At 45.7% G+C, this 17,549-nt stretch carries 19 protein-coding genes, 2 tRNA genes and 1 rRNA gene; 10 read left to right on the top strand and 12 right to left on the bottom strand.

Annotated features, from left to right (window positions below):
• Positions 1–119 precede the first annotated feature (119 nt).
• The 3 genes from OM978_RS01055 to OM978_RS01045 all read right to left on the bottom strand — a co-directional run bounded on the left by OM978_RS01055 (position 120) and on the right by OM978_RS01045 (position 1,939).
• Positions 120–195, bottom strand: a tRNA-Ala gene (locus tag OM978_RS01055).
• Positions 196–251: 56 nt separating this feature from the next.
• Positions 252–328 (bottom strand) — tRNA-Ile (locus OM978_RS01050).
• Between the two features lie 86 nt (positions 329–414).
• Positions 415–1,939, bottom strand: a 16S ribosomal RNA gene (locus tag OM978_RS01045).
• 672 nt (positions 1,940–2,611) lie between these two features.
• On the opposite strand from OM978_RS01045, the gene OM978_RS01040 reads away from it, so the two are divergent.
• Complete coding sequence (locus tag OM978_RS01040; RefSeq protein ID WP_127019425.1) at positions 2,612–3,103, top strand: RNA recognition motif domain-containing protein; 492 nt, start codon at positions 2,612–2,614, stop codon at positions 3,101–3,103.
• A 6-nt stretch (positions 3,104–3,109) separates the two neighbouring features.
• Here the strand turns inward: OM978_RS01040 and murI are convergent, their stop codons facing one another.
• Entirely contained in the window at positions 3,110–3,898 is a 789-nt protein-coding gene (gene murI, locus OM978_RS01035) for a glutamate racemase (RefSeq protein ID WP_264344796.1), read from the bottom strand.
• Between the two features lie 168 nt (positions 3,899–4,066).
• Here murI and trmA point away from each other — a divergent pair, with 168 nt between their 5' ends.
• Positions 4,067–5,161: a tRNA (uridine(54)-C5)-methyltransferase TrmA gene (gene trmA, locus OM978_RS01030; RefSeq protein ID WP_264344794.1), complete on the top strand. Its 1,095-nt coding sequence runs from the start codon at positions 4,067–4,069 to the stop codon at positions 5,159–5,161.
• Here the strand turns inward: trmA and fabR are convergent.
• On the bottom strand, positions 5,158–5,775 hold the full coding sequence (gene fabR / locus OM978_RS01025) for an HTH-type transcriptional repressor FabR (protein WP_233009835.1): 618 nt from the start codon (positions 5,773–5,775) through the stop codon (positions 5,158–5,160). The two genes, trmA and fabR, sit on opposite strands and share 4 nt — an antisense overlap.
• A gap of 96 nt (positions 5,776–5,871) precedes the next feature.
• Between fabR and OM978_RS01020 the strand changes: the two genes are divergently transcribed.
• Together OM978_RS01020 and sthA are read left to right on the top strand one after the other, a co-directional pair.
• A complete protein-coding gene (locus tag OM978_RS01020; RefSeq protein WP_264344789.1) occupies positions 5,872–6,990 on the top strand; it encodes an acyl-CoA desaturase in 1,119 nt (372 codons plus the stop codon).
• Positions 6,991–7,097: 107 nt separating this feature from the next.
• Positions 7,098–8,513 carry a Si-specific NAD(P)(+) transhydrogenase gene (sthA, locus tag OM978_RS01015; RefSeq protein WP_264344787.1) on the top strand — a complete coding sequence of 472 codons (1,416 nt, stop codon included), beginning with the start codon at positions 7,098–7,100 and terminating at the stop codon, positions 8,511–8,513.
• Positions 8,514–8,577: 64 nt separating this feature from the next.
• Here sthA and hemE read toward each other — a convergent pair whose 3' ends face one another.
• Together hemE and nudC are read right to left on the bottom strand one after the other, a co-directional pair.
• The gene (hemE, locus tag OM978_RS01010; RefSeq protein WP_413690797.1) at positions 8,578–9,630 is read right to left on the bottom strand and encodes a uroporphyrinogen decarboxylase; all 1,053 of its coding nucleotides are present in this window, start codon (positions 9,628–9,630) and stop codon (positions 8,578–8,580) included.
• Between the two features lie 453 nt (positions 9,631–10,083).
• Positions 10,084–10,884 (bottom strand): NAD(+) diphosphatase, encoded by an 801-nt coding sequence (gene nudC / locus OM978_RS01005; RefSeq protein WP_264344783.1) that lies wholly within the window; start codon positions 10,882–10,884, stop codon positions 10,084–10,086.
• A 149-nt stretch (positions 10,885–11,033) separates the two neighbouring features.
• Here nudC and rsd point away from each other — a divergent pair, with 149 nt between their 5' ends.
• Positions 11,034–11,519, top strand: coding sequence for a sigma D regulator (gene rsd / locus OM978_RS01000; protein ID WP_264344781.1), 486 nt, complete (start codon positions 11,034–11,036; stop codon positions 11,517–11,519).
• Positions 11,520–11,592: 73 nt separating this feature from the next.
• On the opposite strand, the gene OM978_RS00995 is transcribed toward rsd, so the two are convergent.
• Positions 11,593–12,351, bottom strand: coding sequence for an FKBP-type peptidyl-prolyl cis-trans isomerase (locus OM978_RS00995; RefSeq protein ID WP_264344779.1), 759 nt, complete (start codon positions 12,349–12,351; stop codon positions 11,593–11,595).
• A gap of 96 nt (positions 12,352–12,447) precedes the next feature.
• On the opposite strand from OM978_RS00995, the gene OM978_RS00990 reads away from it, so the two are divergent.
• On the top strand, positions 12,448–13,431 hold the full coding sequence (locus OM978_RS00990) for a WD40 repeat domain-containing protein (RefSeq protein WP_264344777.1): 984 nt from the start codon (positions 12,448–12,450) through the stop codon (positions 13,429–13,431).
• Positions 13,428–13,652, top strand: coding sequence for a SlyX family protein (locus tag OM978_RS00985; RefSeq protein ID WP_264344774.1), 225 nt, complete (start codon positions 13,428–13,430; stop codon positions 13,650–13,652). The genes OM978_RS00990 and OM978_RS00985 overlap by 4 nt, the downstream gene beginning before the upstream one ends.
• 9 nt (positions 13,653–13,661) lie before the next feature.
• Here the strand turns inward: OM978_RS00985 and OM978_RS00980 are convergent, their stop codons facing one another.
• A complete protein-coding gene (locus OM978_RS00980; protein ID WP_233009844.1) occupies positions 13,662–13,868 on the bottom strand; it encodes a YheV family putative zinc ribbon protein in 207 nt (68 codons plus the stop codon).
• 110 nt (positions 13,869–13,978) lie between these two features.
• On the opposite strand from OM978_RS00980, the gene OM978_RS00975 reads away from it, so the two are divergent.
• The 3 genes from OM978_RS00975 (at position 13,979) to OM978_RS00965 (ending at position 16,584) form a co-directional block, all read left to right on the top strand.
• Positions 13,979–15,892 (top strand): ABC transporter ATP-binding protein, encoded by a 1,914-nt coding sequence (locus OM978_RS00975; protein WP_264344770.1) that lies wholly within the window; start codon positions 13,979–13,981, stop codon positions 15,890–15,892.
• A complete protein-coding gene (locus OM978_RS00970; protein WP_264344767.1) occupies positions 15,864–16,373 on the top strand; it encodes a TIGR02444 family protein in 510 nt (169 codons plus the stop codon). Before OM978_RS00975 ends, OM978_RS00970 begins: the two co-directional genes overlap by 29 nt.
• An 82-nt stretch (positions 16,374–16,455) precedes the next feature.
• Positions 16,456–16,584 (top strand): DUF3149 domain-containing protein, encoded by a 129-nt coding sequence (locus tag OM978_RS00965; RefSeq protein WP_264344765.1) that lies wholly within the window; start codon positions 16,456–16,458, stop codon positions 16,582–16,584.
• A gap of 22 nt (positions 16,585–16,606) precedes the next feature.
• Here OM978_RS00965 and OM978_RS00960 read toward each other — a convergent pair whose 3' ends face one another.
• The 3 genes from OM978_RS00960 to OM978_RS00950 are packed head-to-tail and all read right to left on the bottom strand — an operon-like array spanning position 16,607 to position 17,484.
• Entirely contained in the window at positions 16,607–16,900 is a 294-nt protein-coding gene (locus OM978_RS00960; RefSeq protein WP_264344763.1) for a hypothetical protein, read from the bottom strand.
• A 21-nt stretch (positions 16,901–16,921) separates the two neighbouring features.
• A complete protein-coding gene (locus tag OM978_RS00955; RefSeq protein WP_264344761.1) occupies positions 16,922–17,197 on the bottom strand; it encodes a hypothetical protein in 276 nt (91 codons plus the stop codon).
• 53 nt (positions 17,198–17,250) lie between these two features.
• Positions 17,251–17,484 carry a hypothetical protein gene (locus OM978_RS00950; RefSeq protein ID WP_264344759.1) on the bottom strand — a complete coding sequence of 78 codons (234 nt, stop codon included), beginning with the start codon at positions 17,482–17,484 and terminating at the stop codon, positions 17,251–17,253.
• Between the last annotated feature and the right edge of the window lie 65 nt (positions 17,485–17,549).

The raw sequence follows: 17,549 nt of genomic DNA, 5'->3' as shown, positions 1-17,549 counted from the left end.
GCTTGCCAATTTGTTAAAGAGCACTTCGAGCATAAAGCTCAAAGAGAAATACTTCATACCGAAGAACTTGTCTTTGAGTTTTCAAACAGTAATTTTACTTTCAGAATATTCTTAAGTAATGGTGGAGTTAAGCGGGATCGAACCGCTGACCTCCTGCGTGCAAGGCAGGCGCTCTCCCAGCTGAGCTATAACCCCATTTGGGATATTCGGTCATTCGTTTTACATTCGCCGTAACGAAGCATAAAGCGAATTGGTTGGTCTGAGTAGACTCGAACTACCGACCTCACCCTTATCAGGGGTGCGCTCTAACCACCTGAGCTACAGACCAGCCGTAACCGCAATGGTTCTTACTGTTTGCTCTACGTATCAATCAATCATCTGTGTGGACACTACACGAACTAAATCTGCTTTAGGTAAGGAGGTGATCCAACCCCAGGTTCCCCTAGGGTTACCTTGTTACGACTTCACCCCAGTCATGAATCACAAAGTGGTAAGCGCCCTCCCGAAGGTTAAGCTACCTACTTCTTTTGCAACCCACTCCCATGGTGTGACGGGCGGTGTGTACAAGGCCCGGGAACGTATTCACCGCAACATTCTGATTTGCGATTACTAGCGATTCCGACTTCACGCAGTCGAGTTGCAGACTGCGATCCGGACTACGATACGCTTTAAGAGATCCGCTCACTGTCGCCAGCTTGCCTCCCTCTGTACGTACCATTGTAGCACGTGTGTAGCCCTACTCGTAAGGGCCATGATGACTTGACGTCGTCCCCACCTTCCTCCGGTTTATCACCGGCAGTCTCCCTAGAGTTCCCGACTTAACTCGCTGGCAACTAAGGATAGGGGTTGCGCTCGTTGCGGGACTTAACCCAACATTTCACAACACGAGCTGACGACAGCCATGCAGCACCTGTCTTACGGTTCCCGAAGGCACAACCGCATCTCTGCAGTCTTCCGTAGATGTCAAGAGTAGGTAAGGTTCTTCGCGTTGCGTCGAATTAAACCACATGCTCCACCGCTTGTGCGGGCCCCCGTCAATTCATTTGAGTTTTAATCTTGCGACCGTACTCCCCAGGCGGTCTACTTAGTGCGTTAGCTGCGCTACTCACAGTACAAGACCACGAACAGCTAGTAGACATCGTTTACGGCGTGGACTACCAGGGTATCTAATCCTGTTTGCTCCCCACGCTTTCGCACCTCAGCGTCAATATCGGGCCAGGGGGCCGCCTTCGCCACTGGTATTCCTCCAAATCTCTACGCATTTCACCGCTACACTTGGAATTCTACCCCCCTCTCCCGTATTCTAGTTGGCCAGTTTTGAATGCAATTCCCAGGTTGAGCCCGGGGCTTTCACATCCAACTTAACCAACCGCCTACGTGCGCTTTACGCCCAGTAATTCCGATTAACGCTTGCACCCTCTGTATTACCGCGGCTGCTGGCACAGAGTTAGCCGGTGCTTCTTCTGCGAGTAACGTCAAAAATGCATGCTATTAACATACATCCCTTCCTCCTCGCTGAAAGTGCTTTACAACCCGAAGGCCTTCTTCACACACGCGGCATGGCTGGATCAGGCTTGCGCCCATTGTCCAATATTCCCCACTGCTGCCTCCCGTAGGAGTCTGGACCGTGTCTCAGTTCCAGTGTGGCTGATCATCCTCTCAAACCAGCTAGAGATCGTCGCCTTGGTGAGCCATTACCTCACCAACTAGCTAATCCCACGTAGGCGCATCCGATAGCATGTGGCCCGAAGGTCCCACACTTTGGTCCGTAGACATTATGCGGTATTAACAGTCGTTTCCAACTGGTATCCCCCTCTATCGGGCAGCTTCCTACGCATTACTCACCCGTCCGCCGCTAGGTCCGAAAACCCCGCTCGACTTGCATGTGTTAGGCCTGCCGCCAGCGTTCAATCTGAGCCATGATCAAACTCTTCAATTAAAGTTTAATTTGCCACCGAAGTAGCTGCTCAGTATCACTGACTTAAAACATCCATCCTTTCGGACAGAGTATCTGTTAGTCACTTCACTGATATATATTCTTTTTGCGATTGCTCGCTGCAGAATCTATTCCGTGAGTGCCCACACAGATGATTGATTGCTTATTGTTAAAGAGCAGTGCTGAACCGGTTAAGACCTTGTTCAGCGGGAGGCGTATCTTACACTTCCCAGAATTTGTGTCAAGCCAGCGATTTGAATTTATTTATCAAACCCACCTACTTAACTCACTTCGCTTCACTTTTGAGCCTTTCGACTCCACCGCGTTGCGAGGCGGCCATTTTAGTGATTTTCAATCTCGTGTCAAGCGATGTTTTGCATCATTTTTCACTTCATTTCAAAACCACCCCAGAGCTGCTTTCGCATCACCCCGTTGGCATGGCGCGCATTATAGGGAGTTTTTGGCAGCGTGCAATACTAAATATTAGTTTTTTGAGGCTTTGGCGATCGTTTGCTGGTTAAACCGTCAATATGGGCAAAATAGCTCCAAAAACAATATCAGTAACCATGCATTTAGTAGTTGGCTGCTTAAGAACTAGTCGCTAATATGAAAGAGCTTTAAGTATTTATATGTATTTACTCTGACTCTTTCATCTTTATTACTTAGGAAATCTTTATGTTAGCTAATTTACAACGATCCTTACCTTTTACTCTGGCGTTAGCCATCATCGTTTATCTGGTTTTACTATTAATCCCTGATCTTGCTTTAAGTGCTTCTGTATTAGTGACCATAGGTGTAGTGCTGGGTGGTGTATTGGTACCTGTTCTGGTTGAAGTCAAAGGTGCCTCTATTGCAAGCACAGGTTCTCCTGCAGCAGCTAAAACAAACTACGACGGTGAAACTGCTACTTTATATGTAGGTAACTTACCTTACCGTGCCAATGAAGATGCTGTACGTGAGTTGTTCCAAAAGTTTGGTGTAGTCGTCAACGTACGTTTGATGAAAGATCGCCAGACAGGTCGTCGCCGTGGTTTTGGTTTTGTTGAAGTGGCAGCGAAAGATGCCAACAAGATGATCCAGAAGTTAAACGACTTTGCGTTCCAGGAGCGTACGTTAAAAGTGCGTGAAGCCAAAGAACGTCAGGACGGTGACGATAACGACGAATAAACTGTATTAGTCCTGATATAAATCTGGCCAGCAACTCTGCTGGCCAAATCCCATCTGTTTGACTCTTCCTTTTTGCTGCTCTGTCAGTTCTTGTGTTGCAATAAAACAATCCTGATTATTCTCTTTATATAGAGAAGTAATTCCGACCGCTAAATGTTGCACTCTTCTGGCTATTGCATCGGCTGTATCAAACAGCTTTGGAGCTTCTGTAAAAGCAGAACGGATCTCTTGAGCTAAAAAAGGAAAATGGGTGCAGCCCAAGATAATAGCTTTAGGCGCGAATTCATTTAAGCCACTGTCTTTGATAACCAGAGCCACTTCTACTTTTACATCAGCATCTGCCCAGACTTTTTGCTCCGCCAGCATCACTAGTTCGCTGCTACCGACCAATTGCACCTGACTCTGACCAGCATAATCGGCTACCAGCTTCTGTATATAGTGGCCTTTGACTGTGGCCGGAGTGGCCAGCAATGCCATTTTTTCGCCAGCACAATATAAAGCAGCAGGTTTAATGGCGGGTACTACGCCAACAAAAGGCAAATCAAACTGCTGACGTAACCAATCAACTGCCTGAGTAGTAGCAGTGTTGCAGGCGATAACAATCAGATCAACCTGATGAGTCAGCAGATGTTCGGTCAGTTGTTTTAAGCGCTGGCGGATAAATAACTCCGATTTAGTGCCATAAGGCAAGTATCTGTTATCCATCATATAGAAGTAATCCGCAGGCACTAAAGCACGCACCGCTTCTAATATAGAAAGACCACCCACTCCACTGTCGATAAAACCTATGCGCATGCCATATCTTCTGAAAAAATCTATCGAAAAGCTCTGGCGCTATTTTGCCAGACATTCGCCCGCTAAGGCAGTTGCTCTGCTACTTTTATCTGCAGCTTGCTTTTGCTGATAGACATTCAGGCAAAAGCCCTTAGAATAGGCCGCTTTTTCGACAACAGGTGACAGGCAATGGCTTTAGGGCAAGTATTTCCGGATTTATATGAAACTCAACTGGCAGAAAAGCAAGCTGGTATAGAGCAGCTGTTTGCATCCTATGCGTTGCCAGAGTTAGAGTTGTTCCGCTCCGAACCCAGCCATTATCGTCAACGTGCTGAATTTCGGGTCTGGCATGAAGGGGACGATTTGTTCCACATTATGTTTGACTCAGAAACCAAACAAAAACAGCGCATTGATTACTTCCCTGTCGCCTGCAAACAAATAGCCGATTTTATGCCAGTGCTATTGGAAGAGCTGAAAAAGCGTCCGGCACTGCGAAACAAGTTGTACCAGATTGATTACCTGAGCGGCTTAAGTGGCGAGCTGTTGGTTTCTCTTATTTATAAGAAGCCATTAAGTGACGATTGGGCCGAACAAGCCGCTTTGTTAAAAGCTGATTTAGCAGAGCAATGGCCGCTGGACTTTATTGGCCGTTCGCGCAAACAAAAAGTGTTGGTGCATCGCGACCATATTATTGAAAAGCTGACAGTCAAAGACCGCACTTTAAGTTACCAACAAATTGAAAACAGCTTTACCCAGCCAAATGCCAAAGTAAATCAACAGATGCTGGAGTGGGCTTGTGATATATCAAGCCAGCTCAAAGGCGACTTACTAGAACTCTATTGCGGTAACGGCAACTTCTCGCTGGCCCTGACGCCTTATTTCCGTCAGGTTGTTGCCACAGAGATTGCCCGCAGTTCGATTAAATCTGCACAGCTGAATATTGAAATGAACCAGGTGACGAATTTGCAGGTGTTGCAAATGTCAGCTGAGGATGTCAGTGCGGCCATGGCCACAGGCAAAAAGTTAAAGACCTTGGATTTATCAGAGTTACAGCTGGATACTATTCTGGTTGACCCACCACGGGCTGGTTTAGATCCAGCCACTGAAGCTTTTGTCAGCCAGTTTAACGATATTATTTATATCTCCTGTAATCCTGTCACTTTAGAACAGAACTTACAGCAGCTAAGTAAAACCCATGAAATCAAAGCTTTTGCTTTGTTTGATCAGTTCCCTTACACCCACCATATTGAATCTGGTGTCTGGTTACGCAAGCTTACTGCTTAGCTTTGCGATAACTGACTTTTGCGACCATAACTGGCAGCACCATGAGCCATCCAGCGCAACTGCATAATAGTGCGCTGGGTGATTTGTTTGCGCTGCTCTGCCGTTGCATCCAGCGCATCAGCTCCGGCATGAAAGACTAAGATCACCATAGCTTCCGCCTGCATCTGGGCACGTTCAGCCGGACAATCTGTTTCTTTACGCAGATAATCCGCCAGCTCAGCACCAAAATGATAAATCTCCCGGGCTACAGCACTACGAAAAGCCGCTGATGTGCCTGAACGTTCACGCAGCAGTAAACGAAACACATTGCTGTGGCCGGTGACGAATTCCATAAAGGTTTCAATAGAGGTGCGGATCACGCTGCCATTGGCTTCAATGCGATGCCGGGCTTGGCGCAATAACTGACGAAGCATCAGACCGGCTTCATCGACCAGAGTTAGGCCTAATTCATCCATATCCGTAAAATGGCGATAAAAGGAGGTTGGAGCAATACCTGCTTCGCGCGCTACTTCACGTAAACTTAAACTTGAGTAGCCCTTATCAGCGCTAAGCTGCTGAAAAGCTGCATCTATAATAGCGCGTCTGGTTTTTTCTTTTTGTTGGGCGCGGGTCACGGCTCACTCCTTTTTGCTTCTTCCTCATTTTAACGCTTGACCCTGCAACTTTGCACGGCTAAATTAGCTTACAGTTGTAAGCCTAAAGTTCCCAAAATGAATAAACCCCCAATTATCTGGACCAACGTAATTCTGTTTGCGTCCACTTTTCTTGTTGCCGCCATTCTGGTGCCTTGGTATGCCATAGCTGTTGGTTTTACCTGGACAGAGATTATTGCCACTATTGTATGTTTGGGTTATTGCGGTATGTCGATCACCGCCGGTTACCACAGACTCTGGGCGCACAAAACTTATGATGCACATCCTGCTTTACAATGGTTTTATGCCATAGGTGGTGCTTTTGCTCTGCAAAACAGCGCTCTGCATTGGTCTTCCGATCACCGTGTCCACCATAAATTTGTTGATCAAAACGATAAAGATCCCTACTCAGCACAGCGTGGGTTTTGGTTCAGCCATATTGGTTGGATGTTACGCGAGTATCAAAGCAATACTTATGCTGATTACAGCAACGCCCGCGACTTACAGAACAATAAAATAGTGATGTGGCAGCACAAAAACTATCTGGTACTGACTGTGGCAACCAACTTTGGTATCCCACTGTTTTTAGGCTGGTTAACCGATAGCTATATCGGCATGTTATTAAGCGTGGGGGTTTTACGTTTAGTGCTGAGCCACCATTTTACGTTTTTTATTAACTCTTTAGCTCATATCTGGGGCAACCAGCCTTACACCGATCAGAACAGTGCACGGGATAACGGCATACTGGCCTTTTTAACTTATGGTGAGGGTTATCATAACTTCCACCATATTTTTGAATACGATTACCGCAACGGCATTAAATGGTGGCAATTTGACCCGACTAAATGGCTGATTAAAAGCTGTTCCTGGTTAGGTTTAACCCGCAATTTACGGGTCTGCCCACCGGACCGCATCGAAAAAGCCAAAGTACAGATGCAATTAAAACGTGCACAGGCCAAAGTGTCGCACTTGCCAGACGCTGAGCTGGTGATGCAACGCCTTGAGCATGAGTACGAGCTGCTGATGGAAAAAATGCATGCTTATTACGATGTGAAAAAAGTACTGCTGCAACAGAAAAAACAACAATTGATGCAACAGTACAATGAATTTGATTTAAAGCAGCAAATGCTGGAAGTTCGGCGCAATCTGCAACTGCAGCAAAAACGCTGGCAGCAGCTAACAGCTCAATTTGCCTAGGCATTTGATAAAAACTTACGAAAGGTGGCATTGGCCGCCTTTTTTATCGCCTTTAATTCAGGATTTCTGATTAAATATAAAGAGTGCAGTCAGCGAAGGAAAAACCCGTGGTCAAAGCAACTCAAAGCAAAACATATGATTTTGATGCAATTATTATAGGCACAGGTCCAGGCGGCGAAGGTGCAGCTATGAATCTGGCGAAAAGTGGCAAAACTGTGGCTGTAATTGAACGCCATCAGCAAGTCGGCGGCGGCTGCACACATTGGGGCACTATTCCTTCCAAAGCACTACGTCATTCTGTCAGCCGTTATATTGAATACAAAGAAAACCCGCTGTTTCAGATGGATGACCAATCGTCCAACCTGACCTTCCCGCATATTTTAAAACACGCTGCAGGTGTGATTCGCAAACAAGTGCAGCTGCGCAGCAGTTTTTATGAGCGCAACAGAGTGAAAGTATTTCAGGGTAATGCCTCTTTTGTTGATGCTCACCAGATCCGGATAGAGCAGGACGGCTCGCCGGACCAGACTATCTCTGCAGAACATATTATTCTGGCCACAGGCTCGCGCCCTTATCGCCCGCAAAATGTCGACTTTACTCATAGCCGTATTTTTGACAGCGACACTATATTGTCGTTAACAGATGATGTGCGACATATCATTATTTTTGGTGCAGGCGTGATTGGTTGTGAGTACGCGTCGATTTTCCGTGGTTTAGGTGTACGGGTGGACTTGGTCAATACCAGAGACCGGCTGTTGTCTTTTATGGACGCTGAAATTTCTGACGCCTTGAGTTATCACTTCTGGAACTCTGGTGTGACTATTCGCCATGGCGAGGAATTTGATCGGATTGAAGGCTGTGCTGATGGTGTGATTTTGCATCTGCAATCCGGCAAAAAAATGAAAGCCGACTGTATCTTGTTTGCCAATGGCCGCACCGGCAACACCGACAAGTTAAACCTCAATGCTATTGGCTTAAAAGCAGATAGCCGCGGCCAGTTGAAGGTCAATGACAACTACCAGACTGAAATTCCAAGCGTATACGCCGTGGGTGATGTGATTGGTTACCCAAGCCTTGCCAGCGCAGCTTATGATCAGGGCCGTATTGCCGCCAATTCTATTATTCATGGCAACTGCAGCACTTATTTGATTGATGATATTCCGGTCGGTATTTACACCATACCTGAGATGAGTTCTGTGGGTAAAAACGAACAGGAGTTAACGGCAGCCCGCGTTCCTTATGAAGTAGGTCGCGCCCAATTTAAACATCTGGCTCGGGCTCAGATTGCCAATACCAGTGTAGGCAGTCTCAAATTGCTGTTTCACCGTGATACCAAAGAAATTTTGGGCATTCATTGTTTTGGCGAAAGGGCTGCAGAAATAGTGCATATAGGCCAGGCCATTATGATGCAAAAAAATGGCGGCAATACCATAGAGTATTTTGTTCACACCACTTTTAACTATCCAACTATGGCTGAAGCTTATCGGGTCGCTGCTATGAATGGTTTAAACCGTTTGTTTTAAACCATGTTGAAACAAAAACGCCAGCATTGAAGCTGGCGTTTGTGTTTTTGAACACGGCGAGAATTTACTCGTCGTCGTCAGCAATCTCGGTATTCATATGATAAGTGCGGCTGAATGAATGCACTGCATCAATAAATACACCTGCTTTTTCCGGATCGACATCTGGAGTAATACCGTGGCCGAGGTTAAACACATGGCCTGAACCCATACCATAACCGTCCAGAATAGCCTGCACTTCCTGACGGATGCGCTCTGGGGTACCTAACAGGATGGAAGGGTCCATATTACCCTGCAACGCCACTTTATCGCCAATACGAGCACGGGCATGACGAATATCGATGGTCCAATCTAAGCCTACGCCATCACATCCAGTTGCTGCGATTTCTTCCAGCCATAAACCACCGTTTTTGGTAAACAGCGTAACAGGAACAGGACGACCATCTGCAAAACGGGTTAAACCAGATACAATTTGCTGCATGTAGCTTAATGAAAACTCACGGTAATCGTGTGGAGTTAACACACCACCCCAGGTATCAAAAATCATCACAGACTGAGCACCAGCCGCAATTTGCGCATTCAGATACAAAATGACACTTTGCGTCAATTTATCCAGCAGGATATGCACCACTTCTGGCTCTGTGTACATCAGCTTTTTGATTTTCGAAAACGTTTTGCTGCTGCCGCCTTCAAACATATAGGTGGCAAGAGTCCATGGACTACCGGAGAAGCCAATTAACGGCACTTCACCGTTCAGTTCTCGGCGGATAGTACGCACAGCGTCCATCACATAACGCAGCTCAACTTCCGGATCTGGCACAGGCAACTGCATCACATCCATAAAATCTGTCAATTGTTTGGTAAAACGTGGGCCTTCACCTTCGCCAAAGTACAATCCCATGCCCATAGCATCAGGGATAGTTAAAATGTCACTGAATAAGATGGCAGCATCTAAAGGATAACGTTTTAACGGCTGCAGAGTGACTTCGCAAGCCAGCTCAGGGTTTTTGCACAATGACATGAAATCGCCAGCAATAGCCCGCGTCGCTCTATATTCAGGAAGATAACGTCCAGCCTGACGCATCATCCAGATTGGAGTGCGATCAACAGGTTGTTTCATCAAAGCCCTTAAGTAACGATCATTTTTTAGTTGCATCTATCATCTGCCATCTTTTGATTTATCACTAGTTTATCACTGATGTTTGATCAGTCACTATTTTTTACCAAAGGCTATTTTTTCTGCGCTGAAAAAAGCTGTTGCCCTGCAAAAATACATCTGTTATAAACTACCTGCGCTAGTAAAGAACAAGAATAAAGAAACTCGTTTTAACGAGTCCTGGTAACGTAAGTTACACCTCCCTTAAGCCACGTTAGTGGCTTTTTTATTTGCCGCCATCCATGGCGCAAACCCTTTCGGGCCAGCTAAAGCTGTTAAAAATTATTCCTGATAATTTTTTATTTCCCCATCCATGGGGTCCACCCTCCTGGGCCAATGCTCCGCATTGTTAAAAATCTTTCCAGAAGATTTTTTATTTGCTGCCATCCCTTGCGCAAACCCTATCGGGCCATCTCATTATCTGCCGCCCTTAGCAATATACTGAATCACCTGGCCTGATAAGGTTGCCGTCATTGGTACTTCCGGTAACTGATCCAGATCATACCAATGGGCTTCCTCAATTTCGTCAGGCTGACATACCAGCTCGCCTGACTTATAGTCGGCGATAAAAGCAGTCATCAGTGAATGGGGGAAAGGCCAGGGTTGGCTGCCCATGTAACGTAAATTGGTGATATCAATACCCACCTCCTCTTTTACTTCCCGCACTGCGGCTTGTTCCAGCGTTTCTGCAGATTCAACGAAACCAGCCAGAATAGAAAAGAAACCCGTTTTATGTCGCGCAGAGCGCGCCAGTAAGAGTTGGTTTTTGTCATTGACCACAGCAATCAGCACACAAGGGTTAATACGTGGGTAACAGCGGTGACCACACTTGTGACAAAGCGCTGCCAGCTCCCAGTTCACCAAATGCATAGAACTGCCACACTGGCCGCAGTATCGGTGGGTTTGCAAAAATAAAGCCACCTGACAAGCTCTGGCTGCATGTTCAAAAATGGCTGCTGACTGCTGCAACAAAACCCGGGCCGAATGCCACTGCTCTTCTGCTTCTGGTCTGTCGGTGTAATTCAACAGATAACAATCCACACCATCAATGGCGCCCACCAGACACAAAGGTTCTGAACCATCTAAGAACTCTGGTAATTGGTCATAACGACACAGAGGTGGAGCAGCATCAACCGAATGCAGCCAGATTTTGCCCTGACTGACAATAAACCAGTGGCCATACAAGTCGGCTGCTGCGGGCACATTGTGCTTAATCATTTTTGTTCTACTCCACCACTTATTCGTGAAAACAAGCGTATGATAGAGCCAAAGACTGAGCTGACCAATAAAAAAGTAGTTGATCTTTATCCGAGAATTCTTTTAATTAGAGGTTCAGAGCAGTAAGTCATTTAAGTAAGGGGAAGTATATGTACACCCGTTTAGAGTCAGCACAACAGAAATGGGGTGGCAGCCTGACAGCTATTGATAACTGGCTGGATGAAAGGCAGCGCCTTATTGTTCGTTATTGTGAGCTGGCTGCATTGCCTCCTTTTGACAAAAAAAGTGGGAACTCTTTGCCTGATTTGGCAGATATCCAGCACTTTTGCCAACTGCTGATGGATTATTTATCAGCAGGTCATTTTGAAGTTTATGAACAAATCGTATCGCAATGTGCCGTCAATGGTCAGGATAGTCGCCAACTGGCTGACTCTCTATATCCGAAAATAGCGCATTCCACTGATATGGCGTTGGAATTTAACGACAAATACGCTGAAGCTGACGGTAAAACCTTATCGAAAAACTTCGATCGCGACCTGTCCATTTTAGGCCAGGCGTTAGTTGAACGTTTTGATTTTGAAGATGAATTGATCCAGACGTTGCACAACAAGTATTCCAAGGCTGTAACTGCCTGAGTTAGTTTATTTGCCATAGTCATCACAAAAGCAAAAAAGCGACCTTAAGGTCGCTTTTTTATCGGGTGAAGAATTACTTCTTCTCAGCCGGAGCTTCTGCAGCAGGAGCTTCTTCGCCAATGCCCAACAATTCAACGTCAAATACTAAAACGCTGTTTGCAGGGATAGTACCCATATCACGTTCGCCGTAAGCTAAATCGCTAGGGATAGTGAATTTGAACTTAGAACCAACGCTCATCAACTGAACGCCTTCAGTCCAGCCTTTGATCACTTGGTTTAACGGGAACTGAGCAGGACCACGTTCTTTTGAACTGTCAAATTCAGTACCGTCAACCAGGGTACCAGTGTAGTGCACACGAACTACATCAGTTGCAGCCGGTTTTGGACCCTCAGCAGCTTGAACTACTTCATACTGTAAACCTGATTCAGTCACTTTCACGCCTGCTTTCTTCGCGTTAGTTTCTAAATAGGCTTTACCAGCAGCAACGTTTTGTTCAGCCTGAGCTTTCGCTACTTCAACTTGTTTTTCACGGGCTGTTTGTTCCAGCGCCATCATCACTTTCTGTACTTCTTCCTCATTCAGCTGAGCTTTGCCAGCCAACTGGTCCTGAATACCACGTACTATAGTTTCTGAAGCCAAAGGTAAACCTAACTTCTCGTGCTCTTTAATGGTAGTGTCGATAAAACGACCAGCAGATACACCTAAGCTATAAGATTGTTTTGCAGTATCTGTATCTAAAACCAGAGGTTTTGGCTGCTCAGCTTCTTTGTTACAAGCAGACAAAGTTAAAACGGTAGCCGCAATCAGCGACACCTTAGTTAATAAACGCATGTATTTCTCCAATAAATAAGCAGGTTTGGCTGCAAAATTGTGTTTTAATAAGTTTAAAGGTTTTATGCAACGTCCCTATACTAACGGTTTGTGCTAATGACGTTAACCCATAGCGGTAAATATCTGACGATTTTTCTGGCATTTTGTCTCTTTGCCTGCTCAGAAGTTCAACCAAAATCTGTGCGACAAGTGCAGCACAGTGAAACGCCCTCTTATGGTGCGGCTATTAATGACAACTCAACCCTGGTTGCAGTGTCTGCTTTGGATGAAGGCGTTACCGTCTGGGACCTGCAAAAAGATACAGCTTTGTACTCACTCGGTCATCAGGAAAAAAGTGATAATCAGATTTTATCTTTGTCATTAAGCCCTGATGGCAGTCACCTATTAACAGGTGACAGCAAAGACTTTGCGTTGTGGCAAATGAACGATGGCCGGAATATTGGTTTCTGGTCGGTTAAAGACGCTACGATCCGCGATTTAGCCGTATCTGATTTTGGCCGTCATATGCTGGTAGGCCAAAGCGACGGCAAAGTGCAACATATCACCTTAAGTTCAGGTCGTCGTATTGAGTTTTTGGGCCACACCGAAAACGTCAACTCAGTCGATCTATCCGCCAATGGCCGATTTGCTTTAACAGGGTCCAATGATCATTATGCCTATCTTTGGGATACAGAAACGGCGCAGATTATTTATAGTTTTCCACATCCAAACCGTGTCACTAAGGTAGCGCTTGATCAACAAGGTCGTTACGCTTTTAGTGCAGGCAGTGAGCTGCAAGGTTTTATCTGGGATCTAAAAACAGGCAAACAAATCAGTCAGTTGGAATTATCCAGAGCACAAATTATTACTGCCGCCCGCTTTAGCCCAAACGGTAAGTGGCTGGTCACAGGTTCTCCATCCAGAGCCTTAATTTTATGGGATGTGGCGACAGGGAAAAAATTACAGCAGTGGCAAGTCAGAGCTATTCTTAATAGCAGGCCTGCCAGTGCAGTGATCCATGCGGTGGCATTTTTGAATGACAGCCAGATTATCAGTGAGAGTTCCAGTGGCGTAGCCGAAGTATGGGAGATTAAACAATGACAGAACAAGTGGTAGAGCTACAGCAGCAACTTATTGATTTGGAGAGCAAACTTGCTTTTCAGGAAGATGTAGTGCAAACCCTGAATGACGAGTTGCACGAACACCAGAAAAGTATCGAAAAACTGCAACGCCAGGTGATGCTGTTGGCGGAGAAGATCAGCAAGGGCAACGACAGTGGCATATTACGTGTAGACGAAGAGCCACCACCGCCGCATTATTAATTTCCCTGATTATTCAGGTTTGAAAACACCGATAACCTGTTCAGTAGCACGCGAAGCTTTTGCCACCTGCTGTTCGGGTTGAGCCATATGATGGCCGCACTCCACACATTCTACTTTTTCAACATTGTTCTCAACAAACAACATCAAGGTGTCCATGGCTTTGCACTGCGGACAGGTTGCACCGGCAATAAAGCGTTTTTTCTTTCTGTCTGTCATATTTTTACTCTCTTCACTTTGTTTTATCGCATCTAATACCGCTTGCGCTCTTGGTTTGTCATCACTTTGCGATTAGAGTAGCAACCAATTTTCGTCCGGGCTAAAACACCATGATCCAACTGCAAAACGTCGAACTGCGACGCGGTATCAATTGCTTACTGCAACAGGCCGATCTTACCGTATTTCCGGGGCAAAAGGTCGGAATAATTGGCGCCAACGGGTGCGGCAAATCCAGTCTTTTTGCTTTGCTGCAACAAAAGCTGCAACCTGACGCAGGTTCTGTCGCTATTCCATCCAGTTGGACTATCTCCACAGTGGCGCAGGAAACTCCGGCGCTGGATATGTCAGCCATGGATTATGTGCTGCAGGGCGACGAAAAACTTTATCCATTGTTACAGCAGTTAAAAATTACCGACGGCAGTGTCGACTTAGCAGCAGTGCATCACCAGATTGACGCTTTAGACGGCTACAGAGCCGAAGCTAAAGCCGGTATTTTATTAGATGGCCTGGGATTTAGTGGTGCAGCACAACAACACAGTGTGAAGTCGTTTTCCGGTGGCTGGCGTATGCGCTTAAATCTGGCGAAAGCCCTGATGCAACCTGCCGAATTGTTGTTATTGGATGAACCCACCAACCACTTAGATTTAGACGCTGTGCTTTGGCTGGAAAAATATCTGGCATCTTTTACCGGTACTTTGTTATTGATCAGCCATGACCGCGACTTTCTGGATGCTGTGATTGATAATACGGTGCATATCGACAATCAGACCTTAACTTTATACAAAGGCAACTATAGCCAGTTTGAACGTCAGCGCGCTGAACACTTGTCCCAACACCAGTCGATGTTTGAAAAACAACAACGTCAGGTCGCGCATCTGCAAAAGTATATTGACCGGTTCCGCGCTCAGGCCACTAAAGCTAAACAAGCGCAAAGCCGGATCAAAGCATTGGAACGTATGACGTTATTGGCACCTGCTCATGCCGATTCGCCTTTTCAGTTCGAGTTTTTAGACCCACGGTCTTTGCCGAACCCGCTTTTGAAGATGGAAAACGTTAAAGCAGGTTATGGCGATACCCCTATTTTGCAGCAGATTAACTTTCAATTGCTGCCTGGCAGCCGTATAGGTTTGTTAGGCCGTAACGGCGCTGGTAAATCGACACTGATCAAAATGTTATCCGGCTCTTTAACACCACAAGCCGGTGAGATTTGGTATGCCAATGGCGTCAGTATTGGTTATTTTGCTCAGCACCAGCTGGAAACTTTAAGGCCACAGGATTCGCCGTTACAGCATTTGGTGCGTTTAGCCCCTGATGCTACAGAGCAGCAACTGCGCGACTATATTGGTGGTTTTGGTTTTCATGGCGACAAAGCTCTGGCTGCTTGTGCGCCTTTTTCCGGCGGTGAAAAAGCACGTCTGGTATTGGCTTTGTTGGTGTATCAGCGCCCTAACCTGCTGTTATTGGATGAACCAACCAACCACTTAGATCTGGATATGCGTGAAGCCATAGTGATGGCTTTACAAAGTTTCGAAGGCGCTATAGTGGTGGTATCACACGACCGGCATTTACTTAGCAGTACCACAGATGAGTTTTATCTGGTGGCCCATGGCAAAGTAGCGCCATTTGCCGGCGACTTATCAGATTATTACCAGTGGTTGCAGCAAGATCAGCGTGCCAGCAATGCCGCATCGACTTCTGAAGAAACAGTCACTGCAAACAGTGCACAAAATCGTAAAGATCAAAAACGGCTGGAAGCAGAACTGCGTACATTACAACGACCGTTAAAGCAAAAAATTGAAAAGCTGGAGCAGCAACAAGAAAAACTGCACCAGCAACAGCAGCAGATTGAAACAGCTTTAGCCGATGCTGGTATATACGATGCTATTCGCAAAGCGGAGCTGACCAAGACATTGGCTGAGCAACAAAAAGTCCAAAAGGAACTAGCTGAAGTGGAAGAACAATGGTTCGAAGCTCAGGAAGCATGGGAGCAACAAAGTGCAGAATTCTGGCAAAAAAACTCTTAATTCTGAACAGTTCTGGTTGTACAGCCTGAGCTTGTATCCAGCCATTAAAGACTTGTGTCTGCAATGGCAAGACAACTTTGGCGTTAATATCAACTTGCTGTTGTTTTTGCTGTATCTGGATAAACAGCAGCAAAGTTTAAACGAAACACAACTGCAGCAACTGGAAGACTTACTCAAACACTTCAGTACTGAAGTCACTCAGTCTATCCGGGCTTTACGTCGCACTTTGCCATCCCCATGGCTGGAGTCTGATATGCAGCAGCCTTTGCGTCAGCAATTGCTGAGCACTGAACTGGCAGCTGAGAAACTGGAACAGCAGTTATTGGTGCAGCAGTTTAATCAGTTAAGCTTAAGCTCCGATGTTTTACCCCACAGTCAGTTGCTGGACCATTATTTGTTACTGATTAACGCGCCGGTTGAACAGCTGGATGCTGAAATTCTTGATCTGTATCAACAAAGCCAGCAGTTAGAAGGCTTCTAAAATCTAACTTTGATCTATATCAGACTTTGCATGAGCTGATGCTTCTAAACTACAAGCATCAGCAAATAGCGAGGATATGATCATGAATATATGGCAAGAGTTTCTGAAAGATCCGGTCATCTTTTTCTCTTTTACCGGTCTGGGTTTAGTGATTGGCTTATGCCTGTTTTACGCTGGCTACTTCTTATATAAAACTTCGCATGCAGAGTGATTTTTGATGAAAAAAAGCGCAGTCACTGAGACTGCGCTTTTTTATCATCGTTTAAAATACCGTCGATTATATCCTGAGCACAGCTAACACTAACATGGTACTTAGCTCTGTATTCAGCAATCGTCTTGTACTTACGCCGTAATGCCTTTTCCCGAAGAATTTTGTCTTCTTCAGCAATTATGTCTGGCTCAGCCTCCTTACGGGAACGTCTCATAGCTAAATGTTTACTATCTACTTCTTCACACACTTGTGTGTTCCAATAGATATATAGAAGTAAGCAAAATAGCACAAACATATCACAGTGCTCTTTATCCATAGCACCTCGCGCTATTCGATATTACTGAGATAGATTCAAAGCTATCTCAGTCACAATGAAAGCGACAGGGAAACCAAGTGCAACCGCGCCAATATAAGACACAAGCAGAGATTGACTCTGATTTAGACTAAAGAATAACTTTTCAACCGCCAAAACATCTTTTGCCCAAGCGGTAAACAAAGCGCTAAAAGCACAGCCGCCCACAAGTTTTATAAGAATTAAACTTTCAAGAGGGTCATCATTAAACAAAACTATGCCCCAAATTACAGCAAAGAAACCTACAGTAAGTTTATTCATTTGCTTTACCTTAACGCGAGGGCGACTTCAAACGCCCTCACGCCCACTAGGGATTAACTAGCAAGATAATAAGAAACGTAAGCGATACCACCAAACAGCATAGCGCCACCCAATATACCTGCAAATCCAAATACAGCGCCTCTCATCGCACCGTGACCTGCAGCTCTTGCAACATTCCATCCAGCTGCGCCGCCAGCAAGACCTCCTGTTACGGCAGCACCGGCAGTTACTTCACCTATATGACCACCACTGACATCTTCTACCTGCTCAAATGTTAATTCACGCATAGTATCTCTCCTTGAGACTCACTAAGTTTAGCAATCTGTCTCCAGATTGCTACCAGCTGATACAG

Source organism: Rheinheimera sp. MM224, from assembly GCF_947090785.1.
Lineage (GTDB): Bacteria > Pseudomonadota > Gammaproteobacteria > Enterobacterales > Alteromonadaceae > Pararheinheimera.
The sequence above is the reverse complement of the archived record's forward strand: the minus strand, read 5'-3'. Positions and strand labels throughout refer to the sequence as shown.

Bases quoted from the DNA above. Each gene is read 5' to 3' on its own strand.
- OM978_RS01040 (WP_127019425.1), top strand. From the start codon at position 2,612: ATGTTAGCTAATTTACAACGATCCTTACCTTTTACTCTGGCGTTAGCC.
- murI (WP_264344796.1), bottom strand. From the start codon at position 3,898: ATGCGCATAGGTTTTATCGACAGTGGAGTGGGTGGTCTTTCTATATTA.
- trmA (WP_264344794.1), top strand. From the start codon at position 4,067: ATGGCTTTAGGGCAAGTATTTCCGGATTTATATGAAACTCAACTGGCA.
- OM978_RS01020 (WP_264344789.1), top strand. From the start codon at position 5,872: ATGAATAAACCCCCAATTATCTGGACCAACGTAATTCTGTTTGCGTCC.
- hemE (WP_413690797.1), bottom strand. From the start codon at position 9,630: ATGAAACAACCTGTTGATCGCACTCCAATCTGGATGATGCGTCAGGCT.
- nudC (WP_264344783.1), bottom strand. From the start codon at position 10,884: ATGATTAAGCACAATGTGCCCGCAGCAGCCGACTTGTATGGCCACTGG.
- rsd (WP_264344781.1), top strand. From the start codon at position 11,034: ATGTACACCCGTTTAGAGTCAGCACAACAGAAATGGGGTGGCAGCCTG.
- OM978_RS00995 (WP_264344779.1), bottom strand. From the start codon at position 12,351: ATGCGTTTATTAACTAAGGTGTCGCTGATTGCGGCTACCGTTTTAACT.
- OM978_RS00990 (WP_264344777.1), top strand. From the start codon at position 12,448: ATGACGTTAACCCATAGCGGTAAATATCTGACGATTTTTCTGGCATTT.
- OM978_RS00985 (WP_264344774.1), top strand. From the start codon at position 13,428: ATGACAGAACAAGTGGTAGAGCTACAGCAGCAACTTATTGATTTGGAG.
- OM978_RS00980 (WP_233009844.1), bottom strand. From the start codon at position 13,868: ATGACAGACAGAAAGAAAAAACGCTTTATTGCCGGTGCAACCTGTCCG.
- OM978_RS00975 (WP_264344770.1), top strand. From the start codon at position 13,979: ATGATCCAACTGCAAAACGTCGAACTGCGACGCGGTATCAATTGCTTA.
- OM978_RS00965 (WP_264344765.1), top strand. From the start codon at position 16,456: ATGAATATATGGCAAGAGTTTCTGAAAGATCCGGTCATCTTTTTCTCT.
- OM978_RS00960 (WP_264344763.1), bottom strand. From the start codon at position 16,900: ATGGATAAAGAGCACTGTGATATGTTTGTGCTATTTTGCTTACTTCTA.
- OM978_RS00955 (WP_264344761.1), bottom strand. From the start codon at position 17,197: ATGAATAAACTTACTGTAGGTTTCTTTGCTGTAATTTGGGGCATAGTT.
- OM978_RS00950 (WP_264344759.1), bottom strand. From the start codon at position 17,484: ATGCGTGAATTAACATTTGAGCAGGTAGAAGATGTCAGTGGTGGTCAT.